Source organism: Vibrio sp. Sgm 5, assembly GCF_026241575.1.
Taxonomy (GTDB): Bacteria; Pseudomonadota; Gammaproteobacteria; order Enterobacterales; family Vibrionaceae; genus Vibrio; species Vibrio jasicida.
In genome coordinates this window covers 39,068-55,805 of record NZ_JAPHPY010000040.1, presented here as the reverse complement: position 1 = coordinate 55,805, position 16,738 = coordinate 39,068, and the positions used below count along the sequence as shown (strand labels likewise).

The window sequence follows — 16,738 nt, the reverse complement described above, 5'->3', positions numbered from 1 at the left end:
GTTCTCCGTTACAAATCAGCAAAGTATCCAATCTGGAAAAAGAAAAATGCCAGTCAGCTTAACTGACTGGCATTACCTATTGCCGGCGCTTTTTTGCTTCTACTCTATCGTATATCAACGCGTAGATTAATGCGGAGAAATGTTCGATAGGCACTGAATGTGAATCGTGATTTCTTCACGGTCGTGGTACAGGTGCTTAGCTTGCAGCTTGAACTTCACCTTGTTCTCAATCAGGAACATTTTTAGGTTTTCCAAATCTTGCAGTACTTCGTCGTAGCGACCTTTCATTGGCAGTTTCAGGTTGAAGATAGCTTCTTTTGCCCAACCTTTCAGTAACCACTGTCCCATCAAGTGAGCAACGCGTGCTGGCTTCTCAATCATGTCACATACAATCCAAGTCACGTTCTTGCGGTCTGGTTCAAACTTAAAGCCATCCACCATGTGGTGCTTAATTTGTCCCGTTTCCATTAGACTGTCTGCCATCATGCCGTTATCGACACAGTGAACGAACATCGAACGCTTCACCAATTGGTAAGTCCAACCGCCAGGACACGCACCGAGATCTACGCCCCACATGCCTGGTGCTAAACGCTCATCCCACTCTTCGCGAGGAATAAACACGTGGAACGCTTCTTCTAGCTTCAAAGTAGAACGGCTTGGCGCATCTGCAGGGAACTTCAAACGAGGAATGCCCATGAAGAACTGAGAGTTGTTACCTGGGTATGAGTAACCTACGTAACAATGACCAGGAGCCACAAAGCAAATATGCAACACAGGCTTCTTCGCATTGTCTTTGTTCCACATCAGACCTTTACCACGCATCGCTTGACGCATTGGTACCGTGAACTTACGGCAGAACTTCAATAGCTCTTTCGCTTCGTTGGTGTCTGGGGTTTCAATACGTAGATCACCACAACGTGGGAATTCTTCCATTTCAGACAGTTCAGCAAGAATTGGACTGATACGGTCTTCGCTTGGCAGAGCTTCAAATTCAGCAGCAACGGCAAACATTTGGCGAGCAAAAATCAATGCGCTGAAATCTAGACCTTTCGCTAGCTTATCTGCGTCTCCATCTTGGTAACACTCGAAGACAACATAACCTGAATTTTTCTTCACACGAGGGAAGCCATACACTTCAAGTTTTGTTGCTTTGTCCTGAATTTCACCAGCACACTCTTTCTCAAAGCCAGAACGGCAATAGAGCATTAGTTGTTTCACTTGGAGACCTCTTTGATATTAAACGCAGCAAAAAAGAACAAACACCAACCGATCATGAACAAGAATCCTCCCATAGGGGTGATTGGTCCAAACCACTTGATACCTGTCAGCGCCAGCGCGTAAAGACTGCCGCTAAAACAAAAGATGCCGATGATAAAGCAAATCGCCGCGATGAAAAAATACTTTTGTGCTTTTTGTCCCAAATTTAGTACGAGCAAAATGGCACAAAGCGCGATAGCCAAAGTATGGATGAATTGGTACAAAACACCGGTCTCAAACACACCGAGTAAATAAGGCGAGAGCGTTGCTTTTAAACCATGAGCAGCAAACGCTCCTAGCGCAACAGAAGTTAAACCAGAAAGTCCTGTAAAAGAAAGTAACCACTTACTTTTCATTGGATACCTCTTTAATAAATGTCGCTAATTGCTCTACCGTCAAGGCAATATTGCCTTCTTCCGTAAAGCCGGAACGTTTACGAGGCTTGAATCCATGGTCGCCATCGGGCAAGAAACTCACCGTTACTTGGTCAGAAAGAGCAAAGCCATCGAATTCTTCTCGCTTGCCAAAGGTATCTCGCTCCCCTTGTAAAATAAGCGTCGGCTTATTGATCGTCGCGAGATGCTCACCTTTGTACTTTTCAGGTTTGCCTGGCGGATGGAACGGAAAGCCCAGACACGCAACGCCTGCTACTAGGGTATTGTCTGCAAGCAGGCTCGACATACGGCCACCCATCGATTTACCACCAATGACAATAGGCTGTGAAGTAAAGTGAGTGATCACTTCTTCATATGCTTCCAGTAACTTTGGCGCACGATCTGGCGGACGTTTTTTACCATCTTCTGCTCGCTTAACCATATAAGGGAAATTAAAACGCACCACACGAATACCTTGCTCAACTAATCCTTTGGCTACGGCAATCATGAAGTCATGCTCCATACCGGCACCTGCGCCGTGAGCAAAAATAAACAGTGGTCCGTACTCAGGTCCTTCAGCTATCCAATGGCTCATCTAGTACTTCCTCTTGTTCTTTTCGTGCGGTCGCCAACATCCAATCCCTGAACGTCGCGATACGTCCCATATCCGCTTGTTGTTCGTGACACACCACGTAGAAGGCATTCTTAGAAACCAGCACCTCATCAAATGGTGCAATCAAGCGTCCTGCTTCCATTTCAGGTTTAGCGAGTACGTTGTTTCCTAGTGCAACACCTTGCCCATGCGCCGCCGCCTGCAACACCATGGTTGAGTGGCTGAAGATTGGACCATGGTTTACGTTGATACCTTCGATATTTTGTTGGCGAGCAAACTGCTTCCAATCTTTACGAGAAGTATCGTGTAACAAGGTGTGTAATTTAAGGTCACTTAGAGATTCTAATGGTTTGTTACCTAAAAGTAACGATGGTGAACAAAGTGGGATCAAAAACTCTTGGTAGAGTTTATCGGCACGCAAACCAGGCCAATTTCCACGACCATAATAGATAGCTACATCAACATCATCAGTCAGTGAACCTTCATCCATATCCACCGCTTTAATGCGCACATCAATGTCTGGTTCTTGCGCGTTAAAATCGGCTAAACGAGGCACTAGCCATTGGATGGCAAAACTTGGTGGCAAACTGATGGTTAACGCACCTTTTTCACTACGTTCCAATACCTTATCGGTCGCTTCAGCAATGGAAGTGAAGATATCTTTAATGTCTAAAAAGTAACTTTGCCCTTCTTCCGTCAGTAATAACGAACGATTACGACGACGGAAAAGCTTCAGCGATAAGAACTCTTCTAACGCTTTAATTTGATGACTCACTGCGGCTTGAGTAACAAACAACTCTTCAGCAGCACGGGTAAAACTAAGATGGCGAGCAGCCGCTTCAAAAACGCGAAGCGAATTTAACGGAGGCAATCTGCGAGACATTATGGGACCTCAAGTAGGATTAGTTTTTTTAATCTGAAACATTATAAAATGTCCGTTGCCGAACAGCCAGATAAATTCTATATTTCATCCCGCAACACGAGCCTGAACGGCTTGATTCCATTTGTGAATCAATTGGCTTCGTTGTTGCGATGTTGTGTTTGCAAACTCGTATTTCGAGTTCGGTAGAATTCTACCATGATGTTTTGTCCACACTCCCTGTGACAAAACATATACTTCCTGTATTTATTTTGACCTGTCTGTCAAATTTCTTGCACCGCCTAATTAGGCGGTGTTTTTTTATCTAAGCCATCCACATTTCTTCTTTTATAAAAAATTGGCATCAACGTCACTTTTCATCCTCATTTCGGATTATCTATCGTTATATCAATACAAATTTCGAAACGTGTGATTTAACGCAATACTACCACTTTAATACACTCCATTTTGCGCGCGCTAAAACGAAAAAAGCGCAAACTGATTTCTCAATTTGCGCTTTTGTGATCTTCTGTTTTACAACGATTCTATGGGCGGTAAACCTTCACGTTGTTGAAACCTTGCTCCTGCAAGTACAATGCCTGTAGACGGCTCATCACACCACGGTCACAATATAGAAGGTAAGTCTTAGATTGGTCTAAGTCTCCGAACTGAGTACCCAGCTTGTAGAATGGGATGTGCTTAACGTCCACACCATCGATTTCTAATGGGTTATCGTCTTCCTCTTCAGGGCTACGAATATCCAAAACGATAGCGTGCTCTTCTACAGCTTGAACCTGCTCTACTTCTGGTGCTGCTTGCTCAGACTCTTTTGCGATATCGCGAATGTCCATCACGCGAGCTTCTTGCACAACTTGCTCAAGAATCGCAAAGTCAAACTTCTCTTCTTCCGCGTTCAGTCTGCCTTTTACCGCTTTCACTGTTGGCTTCTTAGAGATAACACCACAGTACTCAGGCATCGTCTTAGCGAAGTCTTCAGTACCGATGTCACGCGCTAGGTTGATGATGTCTTCTTTATCCCAGTTGATAAGCGGACGAAGAATCAGGGTGTCAGTCACATTATCGATATGACGCAAGTTAGTCAGTGTTTGGCTTGATACTTGGCCTAGAGCTTCACCCGTAACCAATGCTTCGATCTTAAACTTCTCTGCCACCATACCAGCGGCACGCATGAACATGCGCTTCAAGATCACGCCCATTTGGCCGTCGTCGACTTTTTCTAGGATTTCAGCAACTACTGGTTCGAAATCAACAGAGATGAAGCGAACTTTTGCAGAAGAACCGTACTTGTTCCACAGGTAATGAGAAACCTGCTTAACGCCGATCTCGTGTGCTGGACCACCTAGGTTAAAGAAACAGTAGTGAACTTTTGAACCACGCTTGATGTGCAGGTAACTTGAAACACCAGAGTCGAAACCACCAGAGATCAGGCTTAGTACGTCTTCTTGTGTACCTAGAGGGAAGCCGCCTAGGCCTTTGTGACGAGCCAACACTTGGTTTAGCTTGTCATTGGTAACTTCAACGTTAATCGTTACGTCTGGCTTGCTTAGCTTAACACGAGCACTTTCTACCGCTTGGTTAAGACCGCCACCTACGTAACGCTCTAGTTCAATAGAAGTAAAATCATGTTTACCACGGCGTTTAGCACGCACGACGAAAGTCTTACCTTCGATCAGTGAACCGCTTAACTCCAACACTTGCTCGTAAATATCGTGCAAGTCTTTGAACTCAGTTTGCTTCACCTCAAGAACATGGTGGATACCAGGGGTATGAGTCAGGACTTCTAAAACTTCAGCGTGAAACTCGTCACTCTCAGAGGTCACTTCAATGTGATCACGACGGTTGAATACCGCGACAGATTCCGTACGGCTCTTAACGATGTTACGAATGTTGCACTCTAAAATCTTTGTGAAGCGCTTACGCACAGATTCACTTTTTACAAAAATTTCTGGATGGGGCTTTACAATAAATTTCATAGTCTAGTTCGCAGGTTAGTTTCGCAATCAACAATGAGTGATACTCCGCACTAGGTGTTCATACGTAAAAATATCGCGCATGTCACACTCAAACTTTTGAGCTCACTTTTAAAGGCGCAAGATTATACACCCAAGCGAAATGGAATGACAAAAAAAGCGAGCTTGACGCTCGCTTTAGTATAAGAATAAATACTCGGTTATTGAATTACCGGCACTTCTTCGCTGTAGAGTGGTTCACCTTGCATGATGCTGATTTCGACGCGGCGGTTAAGCGCTCGGTTCGCATCCGAATCATTTGGTGCCAATGGCTCAGTGTCCGCCATACCACGCACGCGTAAGCGTTGATGCGAGAAGCCTCGTACTTTCTCCATTTCTTGAGCAACCGATACCGCTCGTTGCGACGACAGGTCCCAATTGGAGCGATACAGCTCAGAATCCAACGGTTGGTTATCCGTATGACCAGAAACTCGTACGATGCCCGGTACATCTTTCACCAATTCCGCAATCTGACGCACCAGCGGTCTAAACTTCGGCTGGAGGAACGCAGAGCCTTCAGGGAATGCCCCTTTCTCTCGCATTCGAATCACGATCTGTTGGCCAAGGTTTTCGACCTCTATTGCCCCTTGCTCAATCTCACGCTCCAACGCTTTCTTGATACTTTCCATCAAGGTATCCATCTCTTGCGAGGTTTGCTCAGACTGCTGTTGTTGCATGTCTGATTCCGCTGATTGGTTGTTTTGCGTTGACGTTTCTGGTGATTGACCACCGGTTAACTTCCCTTGGTCACGCTTAGTGCCACCAGCTCGGTCAGATTCCCCTTCATGAAACTCCAACGTCTGCTGAGTGATGTCCATGGTCTGCTGCATGATGACATCAATCGGTGTTGGCTCTGGGCGACCTGGTCTGAACTCTTGCGCAATAATGCTGGTGCCTTTAGGTATGTCCTTAACCTCAAGTTGGTTCTGAACACCAAAAGCAAATTTCATAGAGCCAGCGATCTGTTTGAACTTCAGTACGTCCATTTCCGAGAACGAAAGCAACAATACGAAGAAACACATCAACAAGGACATCAAGTCAGCGAACGTCCCCATCCATTGAGGGAGGCCGGGGGGCGGACAATCACATTTGTTATCTTCATCCATTAGATGACCTCCAGATTACTCGTCAATCTCAAGGGCGCGTTTGCCCTCGTTGAGGTAGTTCTTCAGATAGCTATCGATAACACGTGGGTTCTGACCATCTTGAATTGCGAGTACACCGTCCATAATCAAACGACGATTGAGTGTTTCTTGATCGCGGCGTAGTGAAAGCTTGTCTGCAATTGGGAAAAACACCATGTTAGAAAGAATTGCACCGTAAAGAGTGGTTAAAAGTGCAACGGCCATCGCAGGACCGATCGCTTTTGGATCATCCATATTTGAAAGCATGGCAACCAAACCAACCAAAGTACCGATCATACCCATTGCCGGAGCGACATCACCGAATGCTCGAAAAACGCCCGTACCTTGCGAGTGGCGCTCATCGGTCAGTGCAATATCTTTTTGCAAAGCAGCACGCACCACATCCGCATCATGCCCATCCACCAGTAAGTCGATGCCCTTTTGCATGAAGCTATTATTAATCTCCATCTCTTCCAATGCTAGGAAGCCACCTTTACGCGCTGCGTCTGCCATTTCTACGATCTTAGCAATCAGATCTTCTGGCTCGTCCGATTTGAACATGAACGCTTTGCCCGCAATTTTGGTCGCGCCGAAGAATTGCCCCATGGTGAACTTCATCAATACTACAAACGTTGAACCACCAACGACGATTAGGATTGAGGTGACGTCTACGAACATGCCAATGCTGCCACCAAGCACCATCGCCATAATGACGAATGCAAAACCACCAATCAAACCTATTAGGGTTGCTAAATCCACAAAGCACTCCTCACGCTATACTCAAACATTGCCCAGTCAGGCGAATTATTACTTGTATCGACAACTAGAGCAGAATTTTTAGAAAAATCTTGGTTAATACATCACAAAAAGATCGTTAATACCTTAACTTATTAATAGTCTTCGTCTCATCAGACCCGTTGAACGCTAAATTTGTGACAATTATATAAGGTTAAATTTGACCAAGTTACTAGGCTAAGGTAACTTGCGTGCATTCTATTAGAGGCTTGATTAAGGCAGATAAAAGATGGCGGTTAAGAAACCAGAAAACATGACCTTTGAAGCAACCATCGATGAGCTAGACAGCTTGGTTGATCAACTAGAGAACGGTGACCTTGCTCTAGATGATGCTCTACGTAAATTTGAACGTGGCATTGCACTCGCTCGTGCTGGTCAAACGAAACTGAGCGACGCCGAACATCGCGTTAGCATTCTTCTAAGCGAAGATGATGAAGCACCACTGAGTGACTTCAACCCTGAGTCAGAATAATAAATCAGTAGTGAGCAATGTGATGCAAGAGACATTGACGTCTTATCAACAAAGAAATAACCAACAGTTAAATCAATGGCTTGAGCAATTACCTCATCAAGAACAGCCGTTGATTCAAGCCATGAAATACGGCCTACTTCTCGGCGGTAAACGTGTTCGTCCCTTCCTTGTTTACATCACTGGTCAAATGCTGGGTTGTGAACCTGAAGACCTAGATACACCGGCTTCTGCGATTGAGTGTATCCATGCCTACTCTCTTATCCATGATGATCTACCTGCTATGGATGACGACGACCTGCGCCGTGGACAACCGACTTGCCACATCAAATTTGATGAAGCGACAGCCATTCTGACCGGTGACGCACTGCAAACCCTCGCATTTACGATCCTTGCAGAAGGCGAACTGAATCCGAACGCAGAAAGCCACCGTATAAAGATGGTGCAAGCCCTTGCACAAAGTTCTGGTGCGAATGGCATGTGCGTTGGTCAAGCATTGGACTTAGGTGCAGAAAATCGTCGAGTGTCTCTCGCAGAATTGGAAGAAATTCATCGCAATAAGACTGGTGCACTGATTAACTGTGCCGTAAAACTAGGCGCACTTGCCGCTGGCGATAAGGGCCTAGAGGTTATGCCTCACCTTGAGCGCTACTCTAAAGCGATCGGTCTGGCGTTTCAGGTTCAAGACGATATTCTTGATATAATTAGTGATACAGAAACATTGGGTAAGCCTCAAGGTTCAGACCAAGAGCTAAACAAGAGCACTTACCCATCTTTACTGGGGTTAGAGGGAGCAATGGAGAAAGCTCACACTCTGCTGCAAGAAGCACTTCAAGCATTGGAGGCAATCCCATACAATACTCAGTTACTCGAAGAGTTCGCCCGATATGTCATCGAGCGCAAGAACTAACACTATAAGCGCGCATTTATATGACTCTTGATATTTCAAAGTACCCAACACTGGCGTTAGCAAATACACCGGAAGAGTTGCGTCTTCTTCCGAAAGAAACATTGCCAACTTTGTGCGATGAATTACGCACGTATCTGCTAAATTCAGTGAGTCAGTCTAGCGGACATTTAGCGTCTGGCTTAGGCACAGTAGAGCTAACCGTTGCTCTGCATTATGTTTACAACACCCCAGTGGATCAATTGATCTGGGACGTGGGTCATCAGGCTTATCCACACAAAATTCTTACTGGCCGTCGTGACCAAATGCCAACCATCCGCCAAAAAGGCGGCCTTCACCCATTCCCATGGCGTGAAGAGAGCGAATACGACACGCTATCTGTTGGCCACTCATCGACTTCTATCAGTGCAGCGCTCGGTATGGCAATCAGTGCACAAAAAGAAGATGAAGGTCGAAAGGTGGTAAGTGTTATTGGTGATGGTGCAATCACAGCAGGTATGGCATTCGAGGCCATGAACCATGCTGGTGACGTTCATCCTGATATGCTAGTGATTCTAAACGACAACGAGATGTCGATTTCAGAAAACGTTGGCGCATTGAACAACCACCTTGCTAAAGTCCTTTCTGGTAGCTTATACACCTCTATCCGTGAAGGCGGGAAGAAAGTGCTGTCTGGCGTTCCTCCAATTAAAGAGTTGGTTCGTCGTACAGAAGAGCACCTTAAAGGCATGGTTGTTCCTGGTACATTATTCGAAGAGCTTGGTTTTAACTACATCGGTCCTATCGACGGTCACGATGTTAACGAGTTAGTCAAAACGCTGAAAAACATGCGTGAGCTGAAAGGTCCTCAATTCCTGCACATCATGACCAAGAAAGGCAAAGGTTATGAACCAGCAGAAAAAGATCCTATCGGCTACCATGGAGTTCCAAAATTCGACCCATCACATAACAGTTTGCCGAAGAGCAGTGGCGGTAAACCGACCTTCTCTAAGATCTTTGGTGACTTCCTATGTGATATGGCCGCGCAAGACCCTAAGCTAATGGCGATTACGCCAGCGATGCGTGAAGGCTCTGGCATGGTTCGTTTCTCGAAAGAGTACCCAGAACAGTACTTTGATGTTGCAATTGCAGAGCAGCATGCTGTGACGCTAGCAACAGGCATGGCGATTGCCGGCGATCACCCGATCGTCGCTATCTACTCAACCTTCTTGCAGCGTGGCTACGATCAGTTAATCCACGACGTGGCGATCATGGATTTACCTGTCATGTTCGCTATCGACCGTGCAGGTCTGGTTGGCGCAGATGGTCAAACTCACCAAGGCGCGTTCGACCTTAGCTTCATGCGTTGTATCCCAAACATGGTGATCATGGCACCAAGTGATGAAAACGAATGTCGTCAAATGCTGTACACCGGTCATAAACACACTGGACCAAGTGCAGTGCGCTACCCTCGCGGCAGCGGCATGGGCACAGAAATCGAGCCAGAATTTACTGCACTTGAGATTGGTAAAGGCCGTGTGCTTCGTAAAGGCGAAAAAGTCGCGATTCTAAACTTCGGCACCTTCTTAGGTAACGCGCTAGAAGCGGCTGAAAATCTGGATGCAACCGTCGCAGACATGCGCTTCGTGAAACCACTTGATGAAGAATTGATTCGCCAGCTAGCGTCTGAGCACGATGTATTAGTCACGCTAGAAGAAAACGCAATTGCTGGCGGTGCGGGTGCGGGTGTGATTGAGTTTATGATGCAAGATAAGATCATCAAGCCTGTGCTAAATCTTGGCTTGCCTGATCGCTTTATTCCTCAAGGCACACAAGACGAACTTCATGAAGAACTTGGCTTAGACGCGAAGGGCATTGAGAAGTCGATCAACGAATATCTCGCGAAGTAAGTTAACGCAAACAAGCGCTAAAAGTAAACACCAAAAAGGGATGCCATGATGGCATCCCTTTTGTTTATCTGTCGATTGTTAAAGCGGTATGACTACATCCAACCTGCGTATTTCGCCACTAAGAACAGTGCGATACCCGCCATGATACCGGCCACGATATCATCAATCATGATACCCAAACCACCGTGAACACGTTTATCCAACCAACCAATTGGCCATGGTTTTACCATGTCAAAGAAGCGGAACAAAATAAAACCAGTCAGCAACCACTTCCATTCCGTGACTGGGATATTTAGTGCTGGTACTAAGCTCATGGTGATCCAAAAGCCTGCAAACTCATCCCACACGATTGAGCCATGGTCATGAACCCCCATGTCGTCTGATGTCACTTGGCAGATCTTAATACCAATAACACAAGAGATGAGTACTAATACGACATACAGTGGGAAGGGTAACTGCGCCAGTAACAAGAATAACGGCACAGCTGCCAACGTCCCCATAGTTCCTGGAACCACTGGTGATAAGCCGCTACCAAAACCCGTTGCCAAAAGATGCCACGGGTTCTTTAATGAAATCAGAGAGAGGGGATTGGTCATTTCCTTAAACCTATACTGCTAGTTGGTTTCAATCTTAGGCTAGAGCCTAGCTCAGATTATCTAAAGTGGTCAAAGCCACTGAGTTCCCAATCAAGAGGTTGATTGTTGTCGTGCAGCTCGAAGGTACCTTTTGGTCGAATTTGGCCAATGCACGTAAACTTACACCCAGCGTGCGACAACGCACTTTGCAATGAACCGTTGTTCTGCTCAGGCACAGTAAAGCACAATTCGTACTCTTCACCACTGGATAAAGCATACTGCTGTGCGCTTACCTTATCATCTAAAAATTGAACCAATTCTGGAGATATCGGCAGTTGGGACACATCTAAACTGACTCCAACATCAGAACGCTTAAGAATATGTTTGATATCAGAAATCAAGCCATCAGAAATATCAATTGCTGATGACGCTAACCCGACTAATGCTTGCCCAGCCAACACGCGTGGCGTACTGAGATAATGTGCTTTCTCTAACTCTGGGGCAGCTATTCGAGTACGTAATGTGTTATCAAGAACGACATCCAGACCAGCTTTGGCATCACCAAGGTTACCTGTCACATACACCCAGTCACCGACTTTTGCTCCAGAGCGAGTCAAAGCTTTGCCCTCAGGTACAAAGCCTTGCACCGTAAGCGTCAGGCTTAGTGGACCTTTGGTCGTATCGCCCCCAATAAGTTGAATACCAAAGTAATCAGCTAACTCAAAAAACGCATCACAAAAAGGGGCAAGCCATGCTTCATCTGGCTCTGGCATAGTTAACGCAAAGCTTACCCAAGCAGGTGTTGCACCCATTGCAGCTAAATCACTGATGTTTGACGCTAATGCTTTGTGCGCCACCCACGCAGGGTTAGCATCAGAAAGAAAGTGCGTGCCTGCCACCAGCGTATCGGTACTAATAGCAATTTGTACATTCGCAGGTGCTTTCACTAACGCACAGTCGTCCCCCGCTGCTAGATGGACGTCTTTGCGCTGGCTTTGGCGTCCAACAAAGTATTTGTCGATAAGATTAAATTCACCAGACATAATTCACTTTCTTTTTGATGTAAAAGATTTTGATACAAAAAAGGTCAGCATGTGCTGACCTTTTTAATAAAGAAATCGTTATTTCTTACGTACGTGTGGCGCCGCTTTATCTAGCACACCATTCACAAATTTGTGGCTGTCTTCTGCCGCGAATACTTTTGCAAGTTCAATCGCTTCATTGATTACCACTTTGTAAGGAACATCTTCGCGACGAGTCATCTCGTACATAGCAAGGCGAAGAAGAGCAAGTTCCATCATGTCTAGATCCTGCATTGGACGAGACACGTATGGACGGATTTTGCAATCTAGCTCTGAGTGGCTAAGTACAACACCGCTTAGTAGTTCACGGAAGTAAGCTACGTCAGTTTCTGGAGCAGCAAGTGCTGGCTCAGATGCATGAAGTTCTTCTTCATCGTATTTGTCACCAGACAAAAACTGTTCTTCAATCGTGGCAACATTGTCTTTAGTAATTTGCCATGAGTAGATCGCCTGTAGAGCGAATTGACGTGCGTTACGACGTGCGGCTGGTTTCACACTGGCCCCCATTAGGAATCAATTTCAGATAATACGTTAATCATTTCAAGTGCGCTTAGTGCAGCCTCTGCACCTTTATTACCAGCCTTGGTTCCTGCGCGTTCAATCGCTTGATCGATAGTATCAACAGTCAGTACGCCAAACGCTACTGGAAGGCTGTATTCCAGAGAAACTTGTGCAAGACCCTTGTTACATTCACTACAAACATAGTCAAAGTGTGGTGTACCACCACGAATTACTGTACCTAGAGATACGATAGCATCGTACTTACCAGTTTTAGCAACTCGTTGAGCAACTAAAGGCAGTTCTACAGCACCAGGACAACGAACAACAGTGATGTTGTCTTCGCTTACTTGTCCGTGACGCTTTAGTGTATCGATCGCACCAGAAAGTAGGCTTTCGTTAATAAAACTGTTAAAACGAGAAATAACGATAGCAATTTTTGCATTTGGCGCTGGGAAGCCACCCTCGATCACTTTCATAAGCCTTCCTTTAACTCTATTTTTAAGTGAAAATTGTTCATCAAGTGAGAATCGCCGGATTCTATCACAAATTTGTGAGCAATATCTAATGGAAATTAGAGACGAGTCACCAAGCCCTAGCCGCCAGCAGAATAAGCCGAAACTTGGCTAGGGGGGAATCGTTCAGTTGTTATTCGCAGATGTATTCAACAACATTCAATCCAAAGCCACCCAATGCGTGGTACTTTTTGTTGGTTGAAGAAAGCAGACGCATATCGTGCACGCCAAGATCCGCCAAAATCTGAGAACCAACACCTACACGACGTGATGTGCCCTGCTTCTTAGCAAGAGTAGGCGCCTCGCCTTTGTCTTGCGATTCAAACATTTTTACACGATGAATAAGCAAATCGGTCGAGTCTTCATGACCAAGTACAACCAGAACACCCCCTTCTTCACCGATTCGCTTCATCGCTTTATCCAGCGTCCAACTTCGTTCTGCGTTACGATCACTGCGAAGCACATCGGTAAATACGTCTTGTAAGTGAACGCGAACTAACGGTGCATTCGCAGTTAAGTCACCTTTACACATCGCGTAATGTACTTGGTTATCAATCGTGTCTTTGTAAGTCACCAAAGTGAACTCACCAAATTCCGTTGGCAGTGCACACTCAGCAACGCGTTCAATCGTTGTTTCCGTGTTGTTGCGGTATTCGATAAGGTCTGCAATGGTACCTAGCTTTAAATCGTGTTTTTCAGCAAACACTTCAAGGTCCGGGCGACGCGCCATCGTGCCATCGTCGTTTAGGATCTCAACAATAACCGATGCAGGCTCTAGACCTGCAAGACGAGCCAAATCACAGCCGGCTTCTGTATGACCAGCGCGAGTTAGAACACCACCGTCTTGTGCTGCTAGAGGGAAGATATGGCCCGGTTGCACTAAGTCCGCCGCTTTTGCACTTGGCGCAACTGCCGCTTGTACAGTGCGAGCACGGTCAGCTGCAGAAATACCAGTGGTAACACCTTCAGCAGCTTCAATAGAAACCGTAAAGTTGGTGGTGTATTGCGCGTTGTTGTCTTGCACCATTGGCGGCAAGCCAAGGCTCTCACAACGAGTTTTTGTCATGGTTAGACAGATTAAGCCACGGCCATGCGTAGCCATAAAGTTGATAGCTTCCGGCGTAATGTGCTCGGCAGCCATGATCAAATCACCTTCATTCTCGCGGTCTTCATCATCCATTAGGATGACCATTTTGCCTGCGCGAATATCATCAATAATCTCTTGAGGCGTGCTGATAGGCATATTCTGTTTCCCGTTATTCAAAAATTTATTATTGCAGCAGCAATGCGTTTAACGTTTCGTTGAGTTACGTCTACTGGCTTTAGTCAGCAAAGCAGTTTGAAGCTAACCTTTATTAAGTCAATTAACCTGATAACGTTCTGTGATTGTGGTCGGTTTCGCTTACGCAAAACCATTTTGCTGCAAGAAGTCCATTGTAATACGTGATTCTTGCGGCTCTTCTTTTTGGCCTTGTAGCAAGCGCTCCATATAGCGAGCTAACACGTCCACTTCTAGGTTCACTTTACGGCCAACTTGGAACTGATCGATGGTTGTCTCTTCACTGGTGTGAGGAACAATCGTTAATTTAAATCCATTCTTACATAGATCGTTGACGGTCAGACTAATGCCATCCACTGTGATAGAGCCTTTTTCTGCCACGTACTTACAGATTTCCGCTGGCATCTCAACCCAGAACTCAATCGCACGGCCAACTTGATTACGCTCAACAATCACACCGACGCCATCAACATGACCTGAAACGATATGACCGCCAAAACGAGTGGTCGGCAACATGGCTTTTTCTAGGTTCACTTTGTCGCCCACTTGATAAGCAGCAAAACCAGTTTTGTTCAGCGTTTCCAGTGACAAATCAGCACTGTAATAGTTACTACCGAAATCGACGACCGTTAAACATACGCCGTTAGTCGCAATGCTGTCGCCTAACTTAACGTCAGCCATATCCAATTTGCCTACTTCCACCGTCACGGTGATGTCTTCGCCTTTTGGCGTGATTGCAGTTAGTTTGCCAACTGCTTCTACAATTCCTGTAAACATAATGCTTCTTTCTAGCGTTGAATGCGTTTGACGGTTGCGGTGATGCGAATATCCACCCCTACCATTCGAACGTCGGTAATAGTTAAATCGATAACTTGTGCCATCTCGGTTAAACCAAGCGCGCCGATCAAGCCTCGTCCATCGCTCCCCATCAACTTAGGCGCGAGATAAACGATCAGTTCATCTACAAGGTTAGCTTCGATTAATGAACTCGCGAGTGTCGCTCCCGCTTCGACCCACAAGTGATTGATGTGACACTCGCTTGCCACGGCTTTCAATGTCGCAGCTAAGTCAACTTGATCATTTTCGGTCAGTTTAGGGGCGATATCACCATCTTGACTGACAATAATACGCTCACCTTCTGTCTTGAATAGCTTTAAATCATTACGAAGCTGAGATTGGCGATCGAGTATGACTCGTGGAGGCTGACGAACATCAACCTGAAGGTATTGCGATTGTAGGCTTTTTGGCAAATCATCCCAGCGAACGTTCAATGAGGCATTGTCGTCAATCACTGTTTTGCTGGTAGAGAGAATACCACCGCTCATCGCACGATAGTGTTGGACATCTTGGCGAGCTTTTGGGGAGGTAATCCATTGGCTCTGTCCGTTACTCAACGCACTTTGCCCATCGAGGCTAGCTGCCATTTTCAACTGAACATAAGGCATGCCAGTTTGCATGAATTTGATAAAACCTTTGTTCAGCTCGATCGCATCGCTTTCCAACAAGCCAACGTGAACTTCTACCCCTGCATCACGCAGCATTTGAAAACCACGCCCTGCAACTTTCGGGTTTGGGTCTTCCATTGCGCAGACCACACGTGCAACCTTGGCTTTGATAAGTCCTTCAGCACACGGCGGTGTTCGCCCGTAGTGAGAGCAAGGCTCCAACGTCACATAAGCGGTCGCCCCTTCGGTTTTATCCCCAGCCATGCGCATTGCATGAACTTCGGCATGAGCTTCACCCGCGCGATGATGATGGCCTTCGCCAACAATCTCACCGTCACGGACAATAACGCAACCAACGTTGGGGTTAGGCGCTGTGGTATACATGCCGCGCTTCGCCAATTTCAGCGCACGCGACATCATTTCGAAATCTTGAGAGGTAAATACTGAAGAAGTGTTCTGTTGTTCCATGACTCAATCAGTCTTCTAGACGAGCAATTTCTTCGCCAAATTCACGGATATCTTCAAAGCTGCGGTAAACCGATGCAAAACGGATATAAGCAACTTTATCCAGCTCTTTTAATTGGCCCATAACTAGGTTACCAATCATCTCACTTGGCACTTCACGTTCACCTGTTGCACGCAGCTGCGATTTAATCATGCTGATTGCCAATTCGATAGAATCTGCACTCACTGGGCGTTTTTCTAGTGCGCGTTGAATGCCACCGACCATTTTGTCTTCATCAAACGGTTCACGGTTGCCGTTAGACTTAATCACTTTAGGCATCACCAACTCAGCCGTTTCAAACGTGGTAAAACGTTCGCTACAAGCTAAGCACTGGCGACGACGACGCACTTGATGGCCGTCAGCAACTAAGCGGGAATCAATTACTTTTGTATCGTTCTCAGAACAAAAAGGACAATGCATATCACCTCCAAATAGCGTGCGATTGGGTTCGTCCCAAAAGCAAGACTAGTGTAGCGGAATTGCTATGTTAGAGAAAACAAAAAGGGGCACTACTGCCCCTTT

18 protein-coding genes are annotated in these 16,738 nt (G+C 46.0%); 3 read left to right on the top strand and 15 right to left on the bottom strand.

The features are described from left to right. Nucleotides 1-126: 126 nt before the first annotated feature. From rlmM to pomA, 7 genes are all read right to left on the bottom strand, one after another. Nucleotides 127-1,218: a 23S rRNA (cytidine(2498)-2'-O)-methyltransferase RlmM gene (rlmM, locus tag OQJ86_RS19465; RefSeq protein WP_038865414.1), complete on the bottom strand. Its 1,092-nt coding sequence runs from the start codon at nucleotides 1,216-1,218 to the stop codon at nucleotides 127-129. Continuing rightward, complete coding sequence (locus tag OQJ86_RS19460) at nucleotides 1,215-1,613, bottom strand: DUF423 domain-containing protein (RefSeq protein ID WP_038865415.1); 399 nt, start codon at nucleotides 1,611-1,613, stop codon at nucleotides 1,215-1,217. The genes rlmM and OQJ86_RS19460 overlap by 4 nt, the downstream gene beginning before the upstream one ends. Beyond that, the gene (locus OQJ86_RS19455) at nucleotides 1,603-2,226 is read right to left on the bottom strand and encodes an alpha/beta family hydrolase (RefSeq protein ID WP_038865416.1); all 624 of its coding nucleotides are present in this window, start codon (nucleotides 2,224-2,226) and stop codon (nucleotides 1,603-1,605) included. The genes OQJ86_RS19460 and OQJ86_RS19455 overlap by 11 nt, the downstream gene beginning before the upstream one ends. Beyond that, nucleotides 2,207-3,127 carry a transcriptional regulator GcvA gene (locus OQJ86_RS19450; protein WP_005447583.1) on the bottom strand — a complete coding sequence of 307 codons (921 nt, stop codon included), beginning with the start codon at nucleotides 3,125-3,127 and terminating at the stop codon, nucleotides 2,207-2,209. Before OQJ86_RS19450 ends, OQJ86_RS19455 begins: the two co-directional genes overlap by 20 nt. A gap of 521 nt (nucleotides 3,128-3,648) precedes the next feature. Next, entirely contained in the window at nucleotides 3,649-5,097 is a 1,449-nt protein-coding gene (gene thiI, locus OQJ86_RS19445; RefSeq protein ID WP_038865418.1) for a tRNA uracil 4-sulfurtransferase ThiI, read from the bottom strand. A gap of 197 nt (nucleotides 5,098-5,294) precedes the next feature. Beyond that, complete coding sequence (locus tag OQJ86_RS19440; protein ID WP_005440148.1) at nucleotides 5,295-6,239, bottom strand: flagellar motor protein MotB; 945 nt, start codon at nucleotides 6,237-6,239, stop codon at nucleotides 5,295-5,297. Nucleotides 6,240-6,254: 15 nt separating this feature from the next. Next, nucleotides 6,255-7,016 carry a flagellar motor protein PomA gene (pomA, locus tag OQJ86_RS19435; protein WP_265989520.1) on the bottom strand — a complete coding sequence of 254 codons (762 nt, stop codon included), beginning with the start codon at nucleotides 7,014-7,016 and terminating at the stop codon, nucleotides 6,255-6,257. Between the two features lie 265 nt (nucleotides 7,017-7,281). Here pomA and xseB point away from each other — a divergent pair, with 265 nt between their 5' ends. From xseB to dxs, 3 genes are read left to right on the top strand one after another with little or no spacing between them, the layout of a single operon-like run. After that, the gene (gene xseB / locus OQJ86_RS19430) at nucleotides 7,282-7,524 is read left to right on the top strand and encodes an exodeoxyribonuclease VII small subunit (protein ID WP_038865420.1); all 243 of its coding nucleotides are present in this window, start codon (nucleotides 7,282-7,284) and stop codon (nucleotides 7,522-7,524) included. Between the two features lie 22 nt (nucleotides 7,525-7,546). Beyond that, nucleotides 7,547-8,431 carry a (2E,6E)-farnesyl diphosphate synthase gene (ispA, locus tag OQJ86_RS19425; protein ID WP_045400175.1) on the top strand — a complete coding sequence of 295 codons (885 nt, stop codon included), beginning with the start codon at nucleotides 7,547-7,549 and terminating at the stop codon, nucleotides 8,429-8,431. Nucleotides 8,432-8,451: 20 nt separating this feature from the next. Continuing rightward, nucleotides 8,452-10,317 carry a 1-deoxy-D-xylulose-5-phosphate synthase gene (gene dxs / locus OQJ86_RS19420; RefSeq protein ID WP_038865423.1) on the top strand — a complete coding sequence of 622 codons (1,866 nt, stop codon included), beginning with the start codon at nucleotides 8,452-8,454 and terminating at the stop codon, nucleotides 10,315-10,317. 92 nt (nucleotides 10,318-10,409) lie between these two features. Here the strand turns inward: dxs and pgpA are convergent, their stop codons facing one another. From pgpA to nrdR, 8 genes are all read right to left on the bottom strand, one after another. Then, the gene (gene pgpA, locus OQJ86_RS19415; protein ID WP_038865424.1) at nucleotides 10,410-10,913 is read right to left on the bottom strand and encodes a phosphatidylglycerophosphatase A; all 504 of its coding nucleotides are present in this window, start codon (nucleotides 10,911-10,913) and stop codon (nucleotides 10,410-10,412) included. Nucleotides 10,914-10,969: 56 nt separating this feature from the next. Next, nucleotides 10,970-11,935, bottom strand: coding sequence for a thiamine-phosphate kinase (gene thiL / locus OQJ86_RS19410; protein ID WP_265989512.1), 966 nt, complete (start codon nucleotides 11,933-11,935; stop codon nucleotides 10,970-10,972). Nucleotides 11,936-12,013: 78 nt separating this feature from the next. After that, entirely contained in the window at nucleotides 12,014-12,481 is a 468-nt protein-coding gene (gene nusB, locus OQJ86_RS19405; RefSeq protein ID WP_038865428.1) for a transcription antitermination factor NusB, read from the bottom strand. After that, the gene (gene ribE / locus OQJ86_RS19400; protein WP_005440184.1) at nucleotides 12,481-12,951 is read right to left on the bottom strand and encodes a 6,7-dimethyl-8-ribityllumazine synthase; all 471 of its coding nucleotides are present in this window, start codon (nucleotides 12,949-12,951) and stop codon (nucleotides 12,481-12,483) included. The genes nusB and ribE overlap by 1 nt, the downstream gene beginning before the upstream one ends. 169 nt (nucleotides 12,952-13,120) lie before the next feature. Continuing rightward, nucleotides 13,121-14,230 carry a bifunctional 3,4-dihydroxy-2-butanone-4-phosphate synthase/GTP cyclohydrolase II gene (gene ribBA / locus OQJ86_RS19395; RefSeq protein WP_038865430.1) on the bottom strand — a complete coding sequence of 370 codons (1,110 nt, stop codon included), beginning with the start codon at nucleotides 14,228-14,230 and terminating at the stop codon, nucleotides 13,121-13,123. Nucleotides 14,231-14,389: 159 nt separating this feature from the next. Beyond that, nucleotides 14,390-15,043, bottom strand: coding sequence for a riboflavin synthase (locus OQJ86_RS19390; RefSeq protein ID WP_265989326.1), 654 nt, complete (start codon nucleotides 15,041-15,043; stop codon nucleotides 14,390-14,392). Nucleotides 15,044-15,054: 11 nt separating this feature from the next. After that, the gene (gene ribD, locus OQJ86_RS19385) at nucleotides 15,055-16,179 is read right to left on the bottom strand and encodes a bifunctional diaminohydroxyphosphoribosylaminopyrimidine deaminase/5-amino-6-(5-phosphoribosylamino)uracil reductase RibD (RefSeq protein ID WP_054756711.1); all 1,125 of its coding nucleotides are present in this window, start codon (nucleotides 16,177-16,179) and stop codon (nucleotides 15,055-15,057) included. A gap of 7 nt (nucleotides 16,180-16,186) precedes the next feature. Next, nucleotides 16,187-16,636: a transcriptional regulator NrdR gene (gene nrdR, locus OQJ86_RS19380; protein ID WP_038865435.1), complete on the bottom strand. Its 450-nt coding sequence runs from the start codon at nucleotides 16,634-16,636 to the stop codon at nucleotides 16,187-16,189. Nucleotides 16,637-16,738 lie beyond the last annotated feature (102 nt).

What these genes read in the sequence shown, in the direction of transcription:
- dxs (WP_038865423.1), top strand. Translation starts at nt 8,452, where the DNA reads ATGACTCTTGATATTTCAAAGTACCCAACACTGGCGTTAGCAAATACA.
- ribE (WP_005440184.1), bottom strand. Translation starts at nt 12,951, where the DNA reads ATGAAAGTGATCGAGGGTGGCTTCCCAGCGCCAAATGCAAAAATTGCT.
- OQJ86_RS19455 (WP_038865416.1), bottom strand. Translation starts at nt 2,226, where the DNA reads ATGAGCCATTGGATAGCTGAAGGACCTGAGTACGGACCACTGTTTATT.
- pgpA (WP_038865424.1), bottom strand. Translation starts at nt 10,913, where the DNA reads ATGACCAATCCCCTCTCTCTGATTTCATTAAAGAACCCGTGGCATCTT.
- OQJ86_RS19450 (WP_005447583.1), bottom strand. Translation starts at nt 3,127, where the DNA reads ATGTCTCGCAGATTGCCTCCGTTAAATTCGCTTCGCGTTTTTGAAGCG.
- thiI (WP_038865418.1), bottom strand. Translation starts at nt 5,097, where the DNA reads ATGAAATTTATTGTAAAGCCCCATCCAGAAATTTTTGTAAAAAGTGAA.
- ispA (WP_045400175.1), top strand. Translation starts at nt 7,547, where the DNA reads ATGCAAGAGACATTGACGTCTTATCAACAAAGAAATAACCAACAGTTA.
- OQJ86_RS19440 (WP_005440148.1), bottom strand. Translation starts at nt 6,239, where the DNA reads ATGGATGAAGATAACAAATGTGATTGTCCGCCCCCCGGCCTCCCTCAA.
- xseB (WP_038865420.1), top strand. Translation starts at nt 7,282, where the DNA reads ATGGCGGTTAAGAAACCAGAAAACATGACCTTTGAAGCAACCATCGAT.
- ribD (WP_054756711.1), bottom strand. Translation starts at nt 16,179, where the DNA reads ATGGAACAACAGAACACTTCTTCAGTATTTACCTCTCAAGATTTCGAA.
- thiL (WP_265989512.1), bottom strand. Translation starts at nt 11,935, where the DNA reads ATGTCTGGTGAATTTAATCTTATCGACAAATACTTTGTTGGACGCCAA.
- nusB (WP_038865428.1), bottom strand. Translation starts at nt 12,481, where the DNA reads ATGGGGGCCAGTGTGAAACCAGCCGCACGTCGTAACGCACGTCAATTC.
- OQJ86_RS19390 (WP_265989326.1), bottom strand. Translation starts at nt 15,043, where the DNA reads ATGTTTACAGGAATTGTAGAAGCAGTTGGCAAACTAACTGCAATCACG.
- OQJ86_RS19460 (WP_038865415.1), bottom strand. Translation starts at nt 1,613, where the DNA reads ATGAAAAGTAAGTGGTTACTTTCTTTTACAGGACTTTCTGGTTTAACT.
- ribBA (WP_038865430.1), bottom strand. Translation starts at nt 14,230, where the DNA reads ATGCCTATCAGCACGCCTCAAGAGATTATTGATGATATTCGCGCAGGC.
- nrdR (WP_038865435.1), bottom strand. Translation starts at nt 16,636, where the DNA reads ATGCATTGTCCTTTTTGTTCTGAGAACGATACAAAAGTAATTGATTCC.